The sequence below is a fragment of the Mycobacterium sp. NPDC003449 genome (assembly GCF_053588415.1).
The window spans coordinates 1-16,262 of record NZ_JBSFPX010000173.1; the positions used below are offsets into that span (position 1 = coordinate 1).

The 16,262-nt window shown below is 69.7% G+C and carries 16 protein-coding genes and 2 pseudogenes; 3 read left to right on the forward strand and 15 right to left on the reverse strand.

Annotation, left to right across the window (positions count from 1 at the left end; all coding sequences use genetic code 11):
- From ACWDTP_RS30565 to ACWDTP_RS30575, 3 genes and pseudogenes are all read right to left on the reverse strand, one after another.
- Positions 1-126, reverse strand: a pseudogene (locus ACWDTP_RS30565) (4Fe-4S dicluster domain-containing protein); the annotation flags it as partial.
- Positions 123-866, reverse strand: coding sequence for a GntR family transcriptional regulator (locus ACWDTP_RS30570; protein ID WP_450026877.1), 744 nt, complete (start codon positions 864-866; stop codon positions 123-125). The gene ACWDTP_RS30570 and the pseudogene ACWDTP_RS30565, both read right to left, overlap by 4 nt.
- A 197-nt stretch (positions 867-1,063) precedes the next feature.
- A complete protein-coding gene (locus tag ACWDTP_RS30575; RefSeq protein WP_450026879.1) occupies positions 1,064-2,332 on the reverse strand; it encodes a lactonase family protein in 1,269 nt (422 codons plus the stop codon).
- A gap of 76 nt (positions 2,333-2,408) precedes the next feature.
- Here ACWDTP_RS30575 and ACWDTP_RS30580 point away from each other — a divergent pair, with 76 nt between their 5' ends.
- A complete protein-coding gene (locus tag ACWDTP_RS30580; RefSeq protein WP_450026881.1) occupies positions 2,409-3,308 on the forward strand; it encodes a LysR family transcriptional regulator in 900 nt (299 codons plus the stop codon).
- Here ACWDTP_RS30580 and nusB read toward each other — a convergent pair.
- From nusB to ACWDTP_RS30595, 3 genes are read right to left on the reverse strand one after another with little or no spacing between them, the layout of a single operon-like run.
- Positions 3,297-3,773: a transcription antitermination factor NusB gene (gene nusB, locus ACWDTP_RS30585; RefSeq protein ID WP_450026883.1), complete on the reverse strand. Its 477-nt coding sequence runs from the start codon at positions 3,771-3,773 to the stop codon at positions 3,297-3,299. The two genes, ACWDTP_RS30580 and nusB, sit on opposite strands and share 12 nt — an antisense overlap.
- A gap of 53 nt (positions 3,774-3,826) precedes the next feature.
- Entirely contained in the window at positions 3,827-4,390 is a 564-nt protein-coding gene (gene efp, locus ACWDTP_RS30590) for an elongation factor P (protein WP_450026885.1), read from the reverse strand.
- Positions 4,391-4,415: 25 nt separating this feature from the next.
- A complete protein-coding gene (locus ACWDTP_RS30595; RefSeq protein WP_450026886.1) occupies positions 4,416-5,501 on the reverse strand; it encodes a M24 family metallopeptidase in 1,086 nt (361 codons plus the stop codon).
- A gap of 33 nt (positions 5,502-5,534) precedes the next feature.
- Between ACWDTP_RS30595 and ACWDTP_RS30600 the strand changes: the two genes are divergently transcribed.
- The gene (locus ACWDTP_RS30600) at positions 5,535-6,107 is read left to right on the forward strand and encodes a B-4DMT family transporter (protein ID WP_450026888.1); all 573 of its coding nucleotides are present in this window, start codon (positions 5,535-5,537) and stop codon (positions 6,105-6,107) included.
- A 7-nt stretch (positions 6,108-6,114) separates the two neighbouring features.
- Here the strand turns inward: ACWDTP_RS30600 and aroB are convergent, their stop codons facing one another.
- From aroB to alaS, 8 genes and pseudogenes are all read right to left on the reverse strand, one after another.
- Entirely contained in the window at positions 6,115-7,194 is a 1,080-nt protein-coding gene (gene aroB / locus ACWDTP_RS30605) for a 3-dehydroquinate synthase (RefSeq protein WP_450026890.1), read from the reverse strand.
- Between the two features lie 142 nt (positions 7,195-7,336).
- Positions 7,337-7,861, reverse strand: a pseudogene (locus tag ACWDTP_RS30610) (shikimate kinase); the annotation flags it as partial.
- A complete protein-coding gene (gene aroC / locus ACWDTP_RS30615) occupies positions 7,861-9,081 on the reverse strand; it encodes a chorismate synthase (protein ID WP_450026892.1) in 1,221 nt (406 codons plus the stop codon). The pseudogene ACWDTP_RS30610 and the gene aroC, both read right to left, overlap by 1 nt.
- A 107-nt stretch (positions 9,082-9,188) precedes the next feature.
- On the reverse strand, positions 9,189-9,614 hold the full coding sequence (locus ACWDTP_RS30620; protein WP_450026894.1) for a prepilin peptidase: 426 nt from the start codon (positions 9,612-9,614) through the stop codon (positions 9,189-9,191).
- A gap of 50 nt (positions 9,615-9,664) precedes the next feature.
- Entirely contained in the window at positions 9,665-10,471 is an 807-nt protein-coding gene (locus ACWDTP_RS30625; RefSeq protein WP_450026896.1) for a shikimate dehydrogenase, read from the reverse strand.
- On the reverse strand, positions 10,461-11,705 hold the full coding sequence (locus ACWDTP_RS30630) for an endolytic transglycosylase MltG (protein WP_450026898.1): 1,245 nt from the start codon (positions 11,703-11,705) through the stop codon (positions 10,461-10,463). The genes ACWDTP_RS30625 and ACWDTP_RS30630 overlap by 11 nt, the downstream gene beginning before the upstream one ends.
- Positions 11,698-12,213 carry a Holliday junction resolvase RuvX gene (gene ruvX, locus ACWDTP_RS30635; protein ID WP_450026899.1) on the reverse strand — a complete coding sequence of 172 codons (516 nt, stop codon included), beginning with the start codon at positions 12,211-12,213 and terminating at the stop codon, positions 11,698-11,700. Before ruvX ends, ACWDTP_RS30630 begins: the two co-directional genes overlap by 8 nt.
- A 4-nt stretch (positions 12,214-12,217) precedes the next feature.
- A complete protein-coding gene (gene alaS / locus ACWDTP_RS30640) occupies positions 12,218-14,908 on the reverse strand; it encodes an alanine--tRNA ligase (RefSeq protein WP_450026900.1) in 2,691 nt (896 codons plus the stop codon).
- A gap of 214 nt (positions 14,909-15,122) precedes the next feature.
- Between alaS and ACWDTP_RS30645 the strand changes: the two genes are divergently transcribed.
- A complete protein-coding gene (locus tag ACWDTP_RS30645) occupies positions 15,123-15,755 on the forward strand; it encodes a hypothetical protein (RefSeq protein WP_450026902.1) in 633 nt (210 codons plus the stop codon).
- Here the strand turns inward: ACWDTP_RS30645 and ACWDTP_RS30650 are convergent.
- On the reverse strand, positions 15,728-16,262 hold a 535-nt coding region (locus ACWDTP_RS30650; RefSeq protein ID WP_450026904.1), incomplete at its 5' end, for a catalase. The genes ACWDTP_RS30645 and ACWDTP_RS30650 overlap by 28 nt on opposite strands.

Sequence of the window (16,262 nt, forward strand, 5' to 3'; positions counted from 1 at the left end):
GCCGTTGTCCGGGTTGATCGCCAGAGAGTCGAGCGGGCACACGTCGACGCACAGCGTGCAGCCCTCGATGCACAGGGATTCGTCGATCGTCACCGGAACATCGGCGCGCTGATTGATCAGCGTCATATGTCACTCCTCATCAGGTTGCCGCGCATGGTGATCCGGTCACCGCGCATGCGGATGTACTCAAGGTCGACGGGCCTGCCGTCGTCGAGGCTGGTCAGCCGTTCGGCCATCAGCAGCGCGGCCCCGGCGGGCAGCTGCAGCGTGGCAGCCGAATGCGGGTCGGCCGACACCGCCTCCATGGCGAAGCTCGCCCCGCCGAGCCGGCGGCCGCTGACCCGTTCGATCAGCGCGAAGATGTCGTTGCTCTCCAAAGGGAATCCGACCACTTGATCGCCGATATCGGGCACCAGATAGGTCAGGTCCAGCGACAGCGGCAGGTCACCGAGGTAGCGCAGTCGCTCGATGAACACCACTTGCGAACCCGGTTCCAGCGCGAGTTTGCGTGCCACCGCCGGTGGGGCGGACAGCCGCTGCACCGCCCGCACCTCGTTGCGGACCTCGCCGTAGTCCTTGAACGTCTCCTTGAGGCCGACCAGAAGGTCGAGTCCGTGGTCGAATTTCCGGACGGCCACATGGGTGCCCACCTTGGTGCCGCGTTCGATGAGTCCCTCGTTCTTGAGGACGGCCAAGGCCTCCCGGACGGTGTTGCGGGAGACGAAGAATTCGGCGGCGAGGTCCGCCTCGGCGGGCAGGCCGCCGTCATAGGCGCCCTCGTAGATCTGATGGCGCAGGACGTCGGCCACCACGCGAGCCTGGTCGGCGCGCGGGCGGCGGATCGGGGTCGGGTCGGGCTGCGACACGCAAAACACCGTAAGGCGGCCGCACCGGCGTCGCACCGTCGCGAAACCGGCTCGGGTTCAGGTTAACTGATTACGCCGCCGCGGACCGGCTCTCACCTGCATAAACCCGACTCGGCGGCGGTATTGCGCTACCCGGATGCGACCAAGAATTTACAATCCGACTGAGTGTAAATCTGCCCAGCCCCCGGGGCCGCGGTTCAGCCGGCGACCACGTGATGCACCCCGTGCGGCAGCGGAATACGCTGCACGGCAGTCAATCCCGGCGCGTCCTCGGGGCCGAGCCGGTACACCTGCAACCCGGGCGGGCCGCCGAACACCGTGGCCACGAAATACTGTCCACTGGCGTCGAATGTGCCGCCTTCCGGCAGCACCCCGTCCAGCCGGTAGTCGCCGATCTTGGTCAGCTGACCGGTCTCGGCATCCAACCGCAGCAGGCTCACGGTCGCGTGGTCGTCATGTGCGGGCGACCCGGCGGGTACCCCGGTGCCGCGCATGTTCACCGTCGCCACCCAGCGACCGTCCGGGCTGATCGCCAACCCCTCCGCCGACTTGTCGGACTCCGCACCCCCGACGACCCGCGGCTGCTCGACACCCGGCTCTCCGACGCGGATCACGCTCAGTGTCGAGCGCCCGGCGGGCAGCCGCTGCTCCAGCGCCGTCGTGGTGAGGTCACGGCCCCAGTCCGAGGTGAGGTAGTGACGGCCGTCCGGGCTGAACCGGCCCACGAACGGATCCGCTCCGGTGGCCACCGGCTCGCCCCACCGGGCCAGCTCGGGCCGGCCCGGTGACGAGGTGTCGACGGTGAAGAACGCCACCCGGTCGCGACCGTCGAGGTTGACCGCCAGGGCCCGCCCGCTCGGATGCCAGTGCACATTGGTCGCAGTCACGGCCCCGCCGAGGTCGAAGTGCTCGACGGCGCCGAATCCGTCGGCATTCCACCGCACCAGTTGCAGCACCGAGGTGTCCGCCGGGTTCGACACCACCGCGATGTGGGACCCATCCGGATGGACCGCCAACGCCTCCGGCGCGGAGGCGATCGTGGCGATATCGGCGAGCACCGGGTTCTGCCGGTCGTCCAGATCCACCGCGAACAGCCGGTCCCCGGCGGGCAGATCCCGCGCCAGGCGATCGCCGGGGCGGCGCTGTCCGAGTCGCTCCGCGACGAATGCCGTTGCACCATCGGGTGTCAACGCCAGCACCTCCGGCGCGGCGGTCACCGAATTCGACACCTCGACATCCGCGGTGACCACCACGCCGTCCCGCACACTGACCGTGCTCAGCAGATCGCGGCGGTCCCGATCGACGGGCGCCAGGACTCCGTCCGCATAGGTACTCGCCAGATGGTCTCCGTCGGAGAGCACCACCAACCGATCGATCGTGACGGCCGGCGGCCCGGCCGCCGGGGCCGCACAGCCCAGCGCCACCACGACCGTGAGACAGAGGACGCAGGTACGGATGGCGATCATGCGACCAGCGTCGACCATTCCTGATTCGGGATCAATCGGTAGTTCATGACCCGTGATAGTGAAATACGATCACAGCATGGACCTGCGGTCGGTGGAGTGCTTCGTCCGGGTGGCCGAGACCCTGCACTTCGGCCGTGCCGCCACCGAGCTCCACCTGAGCCAGCCCGCGCTCAGCCAACGCATCCGGACACTGGAACGCGATGTGGGTGCCACCCTGCTGGACCGCGACCGCCGCGGCGTCCGGCTCACCACGGCCGGGACGGCTTTCCTGGGGCCGGCACGCGCGGTGCTCTCCCACGGCGAGCAGGCGGTCGACATCGCCCGGCGCACCCAACGCGGAGAGCACGGCCGACTGCGGCTCGGCTTCACCGTGATCGCGTCCTACACCCGGTTACCCCGGGCGATCCAGCGGTACCGCAACACCTTTCCCGACGTCACCATCGATCTGGTCGAGATCAACTCCCCCGCCGTCGAGGAGGCCCTCGACCGCGGCGAGATCGATCTCGGCGTACTGCACCCGCCCGTGACGCGGACCCAACTGCACTGCCTGACCCTGCCCGACGAACCGCTCGTGCTGGCCCTGCCGGCCGGGCACCCGCTCGCCGAGCCCGCCGACATCGGCTTCGCCGACCTGGCCGGCGAACCGTTGCTGGCCGCGCCACGCGGTGTCGGGCCGGTGCTGTTCGACAAGCTGATCGGCTGCTTCCGCAGCGCCGGCGTCGAACCCCGCATCGTGCAGGAGGCCACACCGGTGACGACGCTCGCCGGTCTGGTGGCCGCGGGCGCCGGGATCGGGTTCGTCACTCGCGGGGTGGCCCGGGCGACCCGTCCCGGCGTCGTATTCCGTGACGTGCACGGGGCGCCCGGAGTTCCGATGGCGATCGCGTGGAGCGGCACCGAACCACCGCCCACCGGACAGCGGTTCCTCGACGTGATCGGGCAAGTGTGGCAGCCGGGTCGGAGCTCAGCCCTCTGACGTGCCCCGCACCGCCTGCGCCGCCGCGCGGATCTGCGGGGTCACCAACATCACCTGGCCCAGCACGCCGTTGACGAATCCGGGTGACTCGTCGGTGGACAGTTCCTTGGCCAACTCGACCGCCTCGTCCACCGCCACCGGCTCAGGGACGTCATCGGCGTGCAACAACTCCCAGACCGCGACCCGCAGGATCGCCCGGTCCACCGCGGGCAGCCGTTCCAGGGTCCAGCCCTGCAGGTGCGCCGAGATCAGATCGTCGATGTGGGCGGCATGTTCGGTCACCCCGCGCGCCACCGTGACGGTGTACGGATTGAGCGGCGTGATGTCGGACTGGTCCTCGGCCAGGGCGGCGCGGGCGTCGGCCACCGCCTCCGGGCTCAGCTCCCGCGCCTCGGCCTCGAACAACACGTCGACGGCGCGTTTGCGGGCCTGATGTCGCCCCCGGTCACCCCGACGGTCAGACATTCCCGTCGCTCCGCTCGCCCGAGCTAGACATCCCGTCGCTCCGCTCGCCCGAGCTAGGCATTCACCCGGCCCAGATAACTGCCGTCGCGGGTGTCCACCTTGAGCTTGTCACCGGTATTGATGAACAGCGGGACCTGAATCTCGGCACCGGTCTCCATGGTGGCGGGCTTGGTGCCTGCGCTGGAGCGGTCGCCCTGCAGCCCGGGCTCGGTGTGAGACACCACAAGCTCGACCGACACCGGAAGCTCAAGGTACAGCGGCGCGCTCTCATGGAAGGCGATCTGCACCGGCAGGCTCTCCAGCAGGAAGCCCGCGGCCCTGCCGACCAGCGACTCGGGCAGCGGGTGCTGCTCGAAATCCTCGGAGTCCATGAACACGAAATCGCTGCCGTCGCGGTACAGATAGGTGGCGTCGCGCCGGTCCACCGTGGCGGTCTCGACCTTCACACCGGCGTTGTAGGTCTTGTCGACCACCTTGCCGGACATCACGTTCTTGAGCTTCGTACGCACGAAGGCCGGGCCTTTGCCGGGTTTGACGTGCTGAAATTCGACGATCTGCCACAGTTGGCCGTCGATCTGCAGGACGAGACCGTTCTTGAAGTCGGCAGTCGATGCCATGGTCGGGGTAGCTCCTAGCTGTCAGTCACAGGATGGCCAGTTCCTTGGGGAACCGGGTAAGTAGGTCGGGTGCCGACTCGCCGACGACCAGGGTGTCCTCGATGCGGACACCGCCGCGATCGGGCAAGTACACACCTGGTTCGACGGTCACCGCAGAACCAGCAAGCAGTGTACCGGCGGCCGCGGCGCCGATTCCCGGCGCTTCGTGGATCTGCAGTCCGACCCCGTGCCCGAGACCGTGACCGAAGTTCTCCGCATGGCCGGCATCGGCGATGACCTGGCGCGATGCGGCGTCGACCGCCTTGAGCGCGACGCCGGGCGCCAGCGCGTCGCGGCCGGCCCGCTGCGCGGCGGCCACCAGCTCGTAGATGTCGAGCTGCCACTGCGCGGCCTGCCCCAGCACGAAGGTGCGGGTCATATCGGAGTGATAACCGGCCACCAGCGCCCCGAAGTCGATCTTGACGAAGTCACCGGCGGCCAGCACCGCATCGGTGGGCCGGTGGTGCGGGATGGCCGAGTTGGCCCCGGCCGCCACGATCGTCTCGAACGACGGGGCGTCGGCGCCATGGTCGAGCATCAACGCCTCGAGGTCGCGGCGCACCTCCTTCTCGGTGCGGCCGGGCCGCAGCCCGCCCCGTTCCACCAGGTCGGCCAGCGCGGCGTCGGCGGCCTCACAGGCCAGCCGCAGCAACGCGATCTCACCGGCGTCCTTGACCTCGCGCAGCGCCTCCACGATGCCCGCAGCCCGCACCAGCGCGACGCCGTCGCCGGCCGCCTCGGCCAGGGCGGTGTAGGCGTCGACGGTCACCACATGGCTTTCGAACCCCACCCGGCGGATGCCGTCCGCGGCGGCCCGGCGGGCCAGACACGGCGCGCACGCGCGTTCGATGATCACCTCGGCGTCGCGGGCCTGCTGCGCGGCCTGGGTCCGGTAGCGGCCATCGGTGGCCAGCACCGGCGTGGCATCGCCGACACGGATCAGCAGCGCCGCGTTGGAGCCGGTGAAGCCCGACAGGTAGCGCACGTTGACCAGGTCGGTTACCAGCATGGCGTCCAGATCGGCGGCCTCGAGCCGCTCCCGCAGCCGGTCCCTGCGCTGGGAAATAGTCACGGTCTGTGACGCTACTCGCTACGCTGTGCCCCCATGAGCAAGTGGTTACTGCGCGGAGTGGTGTTCGCAACGGCGATGGTCATCGTGCGCTTGGTACAGGGAGCACTGATCAATGCCTCACCGGGCAACGCCATCTGGTTCAGCATCGCGCTGCTCGTGGTGTTCGGTATCGGCGTCGCGATCTGGGGCCTGCTGGACGGGCGTTCCGACGCGCGCCGCAACCCCGACCCGGACCGCCGCGCCGATCTGGCGATGACCTGGCTGCTGGCCGGCCTGTGCGCAGGCATCCTCAGCGGCCTGGTGGCCTGGTTCATCGGGCTGTTCTACAAGAGCGTGTACACCGATGCGCTGCTCAACGAGGTCACCACGTTCGCCGCCTTCACCGCGTTGCTGGTGTTCCTGGTCGCGGTGGCCGGTGTGACGATCGGCCGTTGGCTGGTGGACCGCGGCACCCCGCAGGTGGTCCGCCATCACGGCAGCCACGCCGACGACGGCCGCGCCGACACCGATGTGTTCGCCGCGGTGAACGCCAACGGCGGCCAGGACAGCACCGACACCACCGCGACCACCCCGGTCGATTACCCCGATCAGCCGCGCCAGAACTGACCGGCGCTCAGTCCCGCGCCACCTCCGCGTAGGCGGCGACCAGCAGTGACGGGTCGGGCCCCTCCAGGCGGCCCGGCTTGCCCAGCCCGTCGAGCACCACGAACCGCAACACTCCGGCGCGGTTCTTCTTGTCGCCGGCCATGTACTCCAGCAGTTGCGGCAGGGCATCGCCGTCGTAGCTGACCGGCAGTCCCAGCGCGCTCAGCACCGACCGGTGCCGGTCGGCGGTCGCGTCGTCGAGCCGGCCGGCCAGCCTGCCCAGCTCGGCGGCGAACATCAGGCCCACCGACACCGCTGCGCCGTGGCGCCACTTGTAGCGCTCGCGCCGCTCGATGGCGTGGGCCAAAGTGTGGCCGTAGTTGAGGATTTCGCGCAGTTGCGATTCCTTCTCGTCGGCGGCCACCACCTCGGCCTTGACCGCGACAGCGCGCCGGATCAGTTCCGGCAGCACCGATCCGGACGGGTCGAGCGCGGCGTCGGGGTCGGCCTCGATCAAGTCCAGGATCACCGGGTCGGCGATGAATCCGGCCTTCACTATCTCGGCCATGCCGGCCACAATCTCGTTGCGCGGCAACGTTTCCAGTGTCGCCAGGTCGACCAGGACGGCGGCGGGCTGATGGAAGGCGCCCACCAGGTTCTTGCCGGCGTCGGTGTTGATCCCGGTCTTGCCGCCGACGGCCGCGTCGACCATGCCGAGCAGCGTCGTGGGCACGTGCACGATGTCCACCCCCCGCAGCCACGTCGCGGCGGCGAACCCGGCGACGTCGGTCGCCGCTCCCCCGCCGAGGCTGACGATGGCGTCCTTGCGGCCGATCCCTATGCGGCCCAGCACTTCCCAGATGAAGCCGACGACCGGCAGTTCCTTACCCGATTCGGCGTCGGGGATCTCGATGCGGTGAGCGTCGACCCCGCCGTCCGCGAGATGGGCCCGGACGGCCTCGGCGGTCTTGGCGAGCGTCGGCTGGTGCAGGATGGCGACCCGGTGCCGCCCCTGCAGGGTCCGGCTCAGCTCGGTGAGCAGCCCGGTCCCGATGATCACCGGGTAGGGCCGGTCCACCAGCACCTCGACGATTACCGGCTCAGTCATGATGTCGCTCCGCGTTGCGAGCGGCCAGGGCCGCTGGGGTGGGTATCTGGATGGTGGCCGCCTTACTGCCGTCGGACTCGGTGCTTGGCGCCGGGCCGCGCCGCCACGGGGGCCGGCGACGCCGGCGGCGCGGCTTGTTCGCCGCGGTTTTCTGCGGCTGCGGGTTCTCCAACCGCGAGACGATCGTGCGCACCACCGCGCCCGGGTTGCGCCGGTTGGTGTTGATCCGCATCGTGGCCACCCGGCGGTAGGTCGGCACCCGCTGGGCCATCAGGGCGCGGAACTTCTCGCCGCGGTCGCCGCCGGCCAGCAGCGGACGCACCGTGGACCCACCGGTCCGGCGCACCCCTTCGGCCGCGCTGATCTCCAGGTAGATCACCGTGTGCCCGGACAGCGCGTCCCGCACACCGGGGGTCATCACCGCGCCGCCGCCCAGCGACAGCACACCGTCGTGGGTGGCCAGCGCCGCGCGGATGACCTCCTCCTCGATCCGCCGGAACTCCGGCTCACCGTCCTCGGAGAAGATGGCGGCGATGGTGCGGCCCGTGGTCTCCTCGATCGCGGCGTCGGTGTCGAGCATGGTCAGCGCGAGCGCCTTGGCCAGACGCCGGCCGATCGTGGACTTGCCCGAGCCCGGGAGCCCGATCAATACGGCGCGCGGGGCCATCAGCCCAGCGCCCGCGCCGCCGGCTCGGCGTCCGGCGGTTGTGCTCCTCGCGTGCGCACCGCGCGCACATAAGCATCGATGTTGGCCCGGGTCTCGGTCAGCGAATCCCCGCCGAACTTCTCCAGCGCGGCGCGGGCCACCACCAGCGCGACCATGGTCTCCACCACGACGCCGGCCGCGGGCACTGCGCACACATCCGAGCGCTGGTGGATCGCGACGGCCTCCTCGCCGGTCGCCATGTCGACGGTGGCCAGGGCCCGCGGAACGGTCGAGATCGGCTTCATCGCGGCCCGCACCCGCAGCGGCTGGCCGTTGGTCATACCGCCCTCAAGGCCGCCCGCGCGGTTGGTCGAGCGCAGCACACCGTCGGGGCCCGGATACATCTCGTCGTGCGCGACGCTGCCGCGCCTGCGGGCGGTTTCGAAACCGTCGCCGATCTCCACACCCTTGATCGCCTGGATGCCCATCACCGCACCCGCCAACTGGCTGTCGAGACGGTTGTCTCCGCTGGTGAAGGACCCCAGCCCGATGGGCAGGCCGGTGACGACGACCTCCACGACGCCGCCGAGGGTGTCCCCGTCCTTCTTGGCGGCTTCGATCTCGGCGATCATCGATTGCTCTGCCTCTTCGTCGAACGCGCGAACCGGGCTTTCGTCGATCCGTTCCAGGTCGGTGGGCTGCGGCGGGGCACCGTCGTAGGGCTTGGAGGCGCCGATGGAGATGACGTGCGAGATCACCTCGACGCCGAGCGCCTGGCGCAGGAACGCCCTGGCGATGGTGCCCGCGGCGACCCGCGCGGCGGTCTCGCGGGCGCTGGCCCGTTCCAGAACCGGCCGGGCGTCGTCGAAGCCGTATTTGAGCATGCCCGCGTAGTCGGCGTGTCCGGGTCGCGGGCGGGTCAGCGGCGCGTTGCGGGCCACGTCGAGCTGGTCGTGGTCGACCGGGTCGGGCGCCATCACGGTCTCCCATTTCGGCCATTCGGTGTTGCCGACCTCGACCGCGATCGGGCCACCGAGGGTGAACCCGTGCCGGACCCCGGCCAGCATGGTGACCTGGTCGCGCTCGAACTTCATCCGCGCACCGCGGCCGTAGCCGAGGCGGCGGCGCGCGAGCTGCTCCGCGATCTCATCGGAGGTGATCGGCACGCCGGCGACCATCCCTTCGAGCATGGCCACCAGGGCGCGGCCGTGGGATTCACCAGCTGTGGTCCAACGCAACACGGCCGCTATTCTCCCACGCCGGGTTTTGCCCTGGTTTTCGGCGCCGACCGTGAACATGATGGTCAAGATTCAGCGAAAACTCGCCATCATGTTCACGGTCGACGGTGTCACAACAGCACCGCACCGATGGCGGCGGCGCTGGCCACACACATCGACGGGCCGTGCGGAACGGTGACGCGACCCCGCGCCGCCGCGACGAACGCCAGCACCGCGGTCAGCACAGGCGCGCCCAGCGCCGCCAACACCCACACCTCGGGCCCGAATACGGCGGTCAACCCGCCCAACCCGAGTGCCAGTTTGACGTCACCGCCACCCATCGCCCGCGGTGAGAGCAGATGCACCAGCAGATACGGCGTGGCCAGTGCGGCCGCACCGGCCAGCGCCGCGGCACCGTGACCGGTCGAAGCGGCGGCGACGAGAATGCCTGCCGCACCGGGCAGGGTCAGCCAGTTCGGCAGCCGTCGCCGGGTGGCGTCGTAGACGCCGAGCGCTACCAGCCATGCCAGCCCGACGACGGCAGCCCCCACTCCCATCAATCGAGGCTAAGCGCGGCCGGTGCCCGTTCGGGACGCCAAATTGCGGCTCAGCCGAACAGGGCCGAGCGCATCGCCGCCACGGGTGCGGACCTCCCGGTGAACAGTTCCACCTGGGTCACCGCCTGGTTCAGCAGCATCTCCAGACCGCCGATCACCTCGCCGCCTGCGGCCCGCACGGCCGACGCCAGCGGGGTCGGCCACGGATCGTAGATGGCGTCGAGTAGTCGCGGCACGGTGGACAGGGCCCGCGCATAGGGCGCCGCGGCGTCGGCCGGGATCGTGCTCACCGCGACGGCCGCCGCCGCCGCGACCGCGGCCAGGTCCGGTCCGCCGATATCGCACCACTCGCCGCGCACGCCGCACCGGCCGGCCAGGTCGACGAGCCGGGCCGCCTTGGCCTCGTCGCGGGCGGCGACGGTGATCCGCTGCACCCCGAGTTCGGCCAGTCCCACGACGGCGGCCGGGGCCGTACCGCCCGAACCCACCACCAGCGCCGCCGTCCCGGCCGTGCCGAGCGCACCGATCACACCGTCGACGTCGGTGTTGTCGGCGCGCCAGCCCCCGGACGGAATCCGGACCATGGTGTTGGCCGAGCCCACCAGTGCGGCCCGCTCGGTGTGCCGGTCGGCGAACCGCAGCGCGGCGAACTTGCCGGGCATGGTGACCGAGAGCCCGACCCACTCCGGGCCGAGGCCGCCCACCAGGCCGGGCAGTTGTTCGGCGGTGCACTCGATGCGTTCGTAAGTCCAGCCGGCCAGCCCCAGTTCCCGGTAGGCCGCCAGGTGCAGCTGCGGTGACCGCGAATGGGCGATCGGCGAGCCGAGTACGGCGGCTTTCCTGGGCTTATCTCGCACTGTCGAGCACACCGTTGTGCTGTGCGAGTTCGATATTGGCCAGGTGCTGGTCGTAGTCGCGGGTGAACAACGTGGTCCCCTGCAGGTCGATGGTCACGAAGTACAACCAGTCACCCGCGGCTGGACGCTCGGCCGCGGCCAGCGCGTCGGTGCTGGGCGAGCAGATCGGGGTCTGCGGAAGCCCTTCGCGCGCATAGGTGTTCCACGGGGTCGGATGCGCCCGGTCGGCGTCCGTGGTGGCGACTTCCTGCCGGTCCAGCGGATAGTTCACCGTGGAGTCGAACTCCAGTTTGCGATGTTCCTCGAGCCGGTTGTAGATCACCCTGGCTACTTTCGCGAAGTCCTCCGGTTTGGATTCGCGCTGCACCAGTGAGGCCACGGTGAGGATCTGATACGGGGACATGTTCATCGTCGCGGCGGTATCGATCAGTCCGCTCTGGGAGTAGGTGGTGGCGCTGGCCGCGATCAACGTGGACAGGGTCTCCTGGGCCGAGGCGTCCGGGTCCACGTTCCAGGTCCCGGCCGCGATCAGCCCTTCCAGGCGCCGGTGGTCGGCACCCATCGCCGTGACGGGCCCCATCGCCCAGTCCGGTACGCCCAGCGCCGCGGGCGGTGCGGATTTCGCGACTTCGCGCAGTTGGTCGGCCGGTATGCAGCGGTGCGCGCCGTCGAGGTCGACGCACGACGCCTGAGAGATCAGGTCGAAGATGCCCGCGGTGACGGCATTGGTCTTGACGTCGGCGATGTCGTCGAGCTGACGCCCCTCCGGAATGGTGAGCTTGCCCACCCGGTTCTCCGGATTGGTCAGCCGCTCAACGGCGTTCGTGGCCGGGATCTCGGTGCGCACCTTGTAGAAACCCGGCTGGATCGCCGACATGCCGTCATTGCCCTGCGCGGCATCGACGAAGGCCTTGACCGTGGCCACCACCTTGCGCTCCTGCAGGGTCTGGGCGATCGCCGTCGTCGAATCGCCATCGTGCACCTGGATCACCACATCGGTGACCCCGTCGCCGGAATAGTCGCTGCCGCTGCCCGATATGCTGTGCCACAGTTTGGACCCCAGGAACACCGCACCGATCGCCACGATGATCAGCGCGGCGAGCGACAGCCCCCTGGTCATGCTTCGCCTGCGGTTGTTGCGGGACTTGCGGGCCCGCTCGGCCCGGCTCATGCCGCGCCGCGGTGGTCCCACCGAGACCGGTTCCGCTCGATCGGCACCCCACTTTTCAGCCATCCGTGCCCTCTCCGCGGGCGGCCAGGGCCGCGCGCCGCTGATCCAACCAGCTCTGCAGGATGCCGACAGCGGCCGCCTGGTCGATCATCGCTTTCTGTCCCCTGGCCCGGACACCCGCCTCGCGTAACGATCGCTGCGCCGAAACAGTAGTGAGTCGTTCATCGGCCAGCCGCACCGGTATCGGTGCGATCCGGCGGGTCAGCGCGTCGGCCAGGTCGACGGCGTCGTGGGCCGAGGAACCGGCCCGGTCGGCCAGGGTGCGCGGCAGCCCGACGACCACTTCGACGGCCTCGTACTCCCCGATCAGCTGGACCAGCCGGCGCAGGTGTCTGGCGGATCTGTCGCGCTTGTCGCGGGTCACGGTCTCGACGGGGGTGGCCAGGATGCCGTCCGGGTCGCTGGTGGCCACGCCGATGCGGACGGTTCCGACGTCGACGCCGATCCTGCGACCACGCCCCGGGTCGTCGTCCCCGGGGCGGTCGGGCTGCCGGTCGTGTCCCGCCAGCATGCGACTACCCTCGGCCGATCTCGGATCGCAGCGCGGCCAGTGCCGCGTCGATGCCCGCCGCCCCCCTGCCGGAACCCTGTGCCAGATCGGCCTTCCCACCGCCCCGGCCGTTGACCGCGGCCCCGAACTGTTTGACGAGGTCGTCGGCCCTCAGCCCGAGGTCCTGGGCGGCCGGGTTGACCGCCACCACGAAGGGCACCGCGTCGTCCTCGCCTTCGGCGATCAGCGCGACCACCGCGGGGTCGCCGCCCAGCTTGCCGCGGATGTCGCCGACCAGGCTGCGCAGGTCGCCTCCCGACATCCCGCCCGACATCCGTTGGGCGACCAGCCGCACCTTGCCGATCACCTCTGCCGCACCGACCGCATCGGCTGCGGCGGCCCTGGCGTTGGCCAGCCGGGCCTTGTCGAGTTCCTTCTCGGCCGCCTTGAGACGCTCCACGAGGTTGGCGACGCGGGCGGGCACCTCCTCGGAGGGCACCTTGAGCGATGACGCCAACCCGGCCATCAATGCGCGTTCCTTGGCCAGGTGGCGGAAGGACTCCAGGCCCACATAGGCCTCCACCCGGCGCACCCCGGAGCCGACCGACGATTCGCCGAGGATGGTGACCGGTCCGATCTGCGCCGAATTGTGCACGTGGGTGCCACCGCAGAGCTCCAGCGAGAACGGCCCACCGATCTCGACCACCCGGACCTCGTCGGGGTAGTTCTCGCCGAACAGCGCCATCGCCCCCATGGCTTTGGCCTTGTCGAGTTCGGTGTTGAACGTGTGCACCGCGTAGTCGGCCTCGACCGCCTCGTTGGTGACCTCCTCTATCTGGGAGCGCTGGTCCTCGGTGAGTGCGCCCTGCCAGTTGAAGTCGAACCGCAGATAGCCCGGCCGGTTCAGCGAGCCGGCCTGAACCGCGTTGGGTCCCAACACCTGTCGCAGCGCGGCGTGCACCATGTGGGTGCCGGAGTGTCCCTGGGTGGCGCCGTGCCGCCATTTCGGGTCGACCGCGGCGGTGACCGTGTCGCCCTCGACGAACTCGCCGGATTCGACGGTGACCCGATGCGCCCACAGCGTCTTGGCGATCTTCTGCACGTCGGTGACGGCCGCCTTGGCGGTTTCTGAGGTCCCGGTCCCACCGATGGTGCCCTCGTCGGCGATCTGGCCGCCGGACTCCGCATAGAATGGGGTGCGGTCCAGGATCAGCTCGACCCGTTCCCCGGCCAGGCCGTCGTGGGACACAACGGGAACCCGCTTACCGTCCACGAAGATGCCGAGAATCCGTGCCTGGGAGGTCAATTCGTCGAAGCCGGTGAACTCGGTGGGGCCCGCGTCGACCAGTTCGCGGTAGGCGGTCAGGTCGGTGTGGGCCTGTTTGCGGGCAGCGGCATCGGCCTTGGCCCGGCGCCGCTGCTCGGCCATCAGGGTCCGGAAACCCTCCTCGTCGACGGACAGCCCCGCCTCGCCCGCCATCTCCAGGGTGAGCTCCAGCGGGAATCCGTACGTGTCGTGCAGGGTGAAGGCGTCGGTGCCCGACAAGGTGGACTTCCCGGCCGCGCGGGTCGCCGATGCGGCGTCGTCGAACAGCCGCGACCCCGATGCCAGGGTGCGGTTGAACGCGGTCTCCTCGGCCACCGCGATCCGTTTGATCCGCTCGAAATCGTCGGCCAGTTCCGGATACGACGGTCCCATCGCATCGCGGACCGTGACCATCAGGTCGTCCATGATGGGCTGCTCGACGCCCAGCAGTTTGGCGGCCCGGATGATCCGCCGCAGCAGGCGGCGCAGCACGTATCCGCGGCCCTCGTTGCCCGGGCTGACACCGTCGCCGATGATGATCGCCGCGGTGCGGGTGTGGTCGGCGATGATCCGGTACCGCACATCGTCATCGTGGTGGCCCGCGCCGTAGCCCCTGGGCGCCACCCGGGCGACGACGTCGATGACCGGCCGCAGCAGGTCGGTCTCGTAGACGTTGTCGACGCCCTGCAGCAGGCAGGCGACGCGTTCGATGCCCATTCCGGTGTCGATGTTCTTGCGTGGCAGCGGCCCGAGGATCTCGAAGTCCTCCTTCGAGGTGCCCTCGCCGCGCTCGTTCTGCATGAACACGAGATTCCAGATCTCGATGTAGCGGTCCTCGTTGGCGACCGGTCCGCCGTCGACGCCGTATTCGGGGCCGCGGTCGTAGTAGATCTCCGATGACGGTCCGCACGGACCGGGGATGCCCATCGACCAGTAGTTGTCGGCCATCCCGCGGCGCTGGATCCGCTCGGCGGGCAGGCCGGCCACTTCCTGCCAGAGCGTGATGGCCTCATCGTCGTCCAGATAGACGGTGGCCCAGAGCTTTTCCGGGTCGAATCCGTAGCCCCCGTCGGTGACCGGGTTGGTCAGCAGGGTCCAGGCCAGCTCGATCGCGCCTCGTTTGAAGTAGTCGCCGAACGAGAAGTTGCCGGCCATCTGGAAGAACGTGTTGTGCCGGGTGGTGATGCCCACCTCGTCGATGTCGGGCGTCCGGATGCACTTCTGAACGCTCGTCGCGCGGTCCCACGGCGGGGTCCGCTGCCCGAGGAAGTAGGGGACGAACTGCACCATGCCCGCGTTGACGAACAGCAGATTGGGGTCGTCGAGGATCACCGAGGCGCTCGGCACCTCGGTGTGGCCCGCCTTCACGAAGTGATCGAGGAAGCGCTTCCTGATCTCGTGTGTCTGCACGTTGCTGGTGTCCTCGTGGTCGTGGTTGGATAGCCGAGCGGCGACTATTTCGACCGCCTCACATTACCGGTCAGCGCATTCGCCCCGCTGTCCGTCCACCCCGCCAGCCTACGAGGCGGTCGCGCACCCATTGCCACCTGCGCCGCAGCGGAGGAAGGTGAGAGCTGGACCGGTGGCGCCACCGGGGCGCCGCCCTGGCAGGAAGGGGTGGACCGTGTACGCACGCTCTACCGCGATCATGGCGCATACCGGACCTGATCAACGAGCTATCGACGCCGGTGTGGCCCACATCCGCGATGAGGTCATGCCCGCGCTGCAAGCCGTCGACGGCTGTGTCGGCCTGTCGCTGCTCGTCGACCGGGAGTCCGGCCGGTGCATCGCCACCTCGGCCTGGCGTTCGGAGGAGGCCATGCGGGCGAGCGAGGCCGCAGTGGCACCGGTGCGCCACCGCGCCGTGGAGGTGTTCGCCGGCACCGCGACGGTCGACGAGTGGGAGATCGCGGTGGTGCATCGCGAGCAGCCCACCGGGCCGGGCGCCCGGGTGCGGGCCACCTGGCTGCGGGCCCGCCCGGAGTTGTTCGACCGGGCGGTCGAGTACTACCGGACCTCGGTGCTGCCGTCGATGGAGGAGCTCGACGGCTTCTGCAGCGCCAGCCTGATGCTGGACCGCACGTCGGGGCGTGCGGTCTCCTCGGCCACGTTCACCGGCCAGGACGCGCTGGACCGCAATCGCGATCAGGCCAGGTCGTTGCGGACCGCCCGGTTACGTGACCTCGGCGCCGATCAACTCGACGTCGGCGAGTTCGAGCTGGCCCTGGCTCATCTGCGGGTCCCCGAGATGGCCTGACCGAGTTCCGCGACCGCCTCCGCCACGCCCGCGCCGTACGCCGGATCGGCCTTCGCGCAGTGCCCGATCCAGCGCTGCTGAATCTCTGGCGGAACGCCCCGCATCGACCGGGCGGTGTTGGCGAACAGCCGCTGCCGCTCATCGGTGCTCATCAACCGGAACAGGTCACCCGGCTGTGTGTAGTAGTCGTCGTCGTCCTCGCGGAATTCCCAGTTGTGTGCCGCGACATCACCGATCGGTTCGGGGGACCCACCGTAATCGGGTTGTTCGCGCCACTCCCCGTAACTGTTGGGCTCGTAGGGCAGGGTGCCGCCGTAGTTTCCGTCGACGCGCATCCCTCCGTCACGGTGGTAGGCGTGCACCGGACAGCGGGCGGCGTTGACCGGGATCTGGTGGTGATTGATCCCCAGGCGGTAGTTCTGCGCGTCGTTGTAGGAGAACAGCCGGCCCTGCAGCATCTTGTCCGGGGAGAAGCCGATGCCCGCCAGAATCGTTACGGGCATCGGC

What these genes read in the sequence shown, in the direction of transcription:
- ruvX (WP_450026899.1), bottom strand. Translation starts at nt 12,213, where the DNA reads ATGCTGGCGGGACACGACCGGCAGCCCGACCGCCCCGGGGACGACGAC.
- ACWDTP_RS30630 (WP_450026898.1), bottom strand. Translation starts at nt 11,705, where the DNA reads ATGGCTGAAAAGTGGGGTGCCGATCGAGCGGAACCGGTCTCGGTGGGA.
- ACWDTP_RS30575 (WP_450026879.1), bottom strand. Translation starts at nt 2,332, where the DNA reads ATGATCGCCATCCGTACCTGCGTCCTCTGTCTCACGGTCGTGGTGGCG.
- ACWDTP_RS30580 (WP_450026881.1), top strand. Translation starts at nt 2,409, where the DNA reads ATGGACCTGCGGTCGGTGGAGTGCTTCGTCCGGGTGGCCGAGACCCTG.
- ACWDTP_RS30600 (WP_450026888.1), top strand. Translation starts at nt 5,535, where the DNA reads ATGAGCAAGTGGTTACTGCGCGGAGTGGTGTTCGCAACGGCGATGGTC.
- ACWDTP_RS30620 (WP_450026894.1), bottom strand. Translation starts at nt 9,614, where the DNA reads ATGGGAGTGGGGGCTGCCGTCGTCGGGCTGGCATGGCTGGTAGCGCTC.
- aroB (WP_450026890.1), bottom strand. Translation starts at nt 7,194, where the DNA reads ATGACTGAGCCGGTAATCGTCGAGGTGCTGGTGGACCGGCCCTACCCG.
- nusB (WP_450026883.1), bottom strand. Translation starts at nt 3,773, where the DNA reads ATGTCTGACCGTCGGGGTGACCGGGGGCGACATCAGGCCCGCAAACGC.
- efp (WP_450026885.1), bottom strand. Translation starts at nt 4,390, where the DNA reads ATGGCATCGACTGCCGACTTCAAGAACGGTCTCGTCCTGCAGATCGAC.